General features: G+C 53.5%; 2 protein-coding genes. Both read left to right on the top strand.

Features of this window, described 5'->3' with window-relative positions; genetic code table 11:
• The first annotated feature begins 93 nt into the window (after positions 1 to 93).
• On the top strand, positions 94 to 333 hold the full coding sequence (locus tag ACOCD2_RS25220; protein ID WP_293650712.1) for a HypC/HybG/HupF family hydrogenase formation chaperone: 240 nt from the start codon (positions 94 to 96) through the stop codon (positions 331 to 333).
• A 54-nt stretch (positions 334 to 387) separates the two neighbouring features.
• A partial coding sequence (locus ACOCD2_RS25215; protein ID WP_293675519.1) for a hypothetical protein occupies positions 388 to 591 on the top strand: 204 nt, incomplete at its 3' end.

Below are 591 nucleotides of genomic sequence, written 5' to 3'. Positions count from 1 at the left end.
TTAATGTATAGTACATTTATCGGTGCCCATATTGACGAATGTCAATAACTGGATGATCTGCCGTTAAATACTGACCAATGGTGGTATAGAGGAATGTGTCTGGGAATCCCCATGCGGGTGCTGTCTGTCGACGGTTTCATGGCCTGTTGCGAGGCGAAAGGTGTGCAACGGGAAGTCAGCCTGTTCCTCATGCAGGACGAGACAGTCGTGCCGGGCGATTTCCTGGTCATGCAGGGCGGCTATGCCACGCAGAAAGTCACACCCGAAGAAGCGGCATCGGCCTGGGAAATCTACGACCGGATTCTGGCTGCAGAAGACAGCCTTGCGCGATGAACATCCCGTTCCGGGAAATCTATGGTCCAATAACCTACCAGGAAGGAAACCTCTGTGAGCTCAGGTAACAAGAAAACCCTGCAGAAACTGACCCGCGGATTGCGCTCCCAGTATCCCCTGTACTATTTCCTGGGCTGGGAGGAAGAGCGCCAAGCGTGTCTTCGGCCTCGTGATAGATTTTGGGACATCCCAGTCCCCAAAATCGACTCGGCCTTTGACAACCTATTTGTGCCCCAGCCGTCCTGGTCACCAAGCACT

Source organism: Thiolapillus sp. (genome assembly GCF_048562965.1).
Taxonomy (GTDB): domain Bacteria; phylum Pseudomonadota; class Gammaproteobacteria; order Chromatiales; family Chromatiaceae; genus Thiolapillus; species Thiolapillus brandeum_A.
Note: the sequence above shows the minus strand (reverse complement) of the source record. Positions and strands in the feature narration are given on the sequence as shown.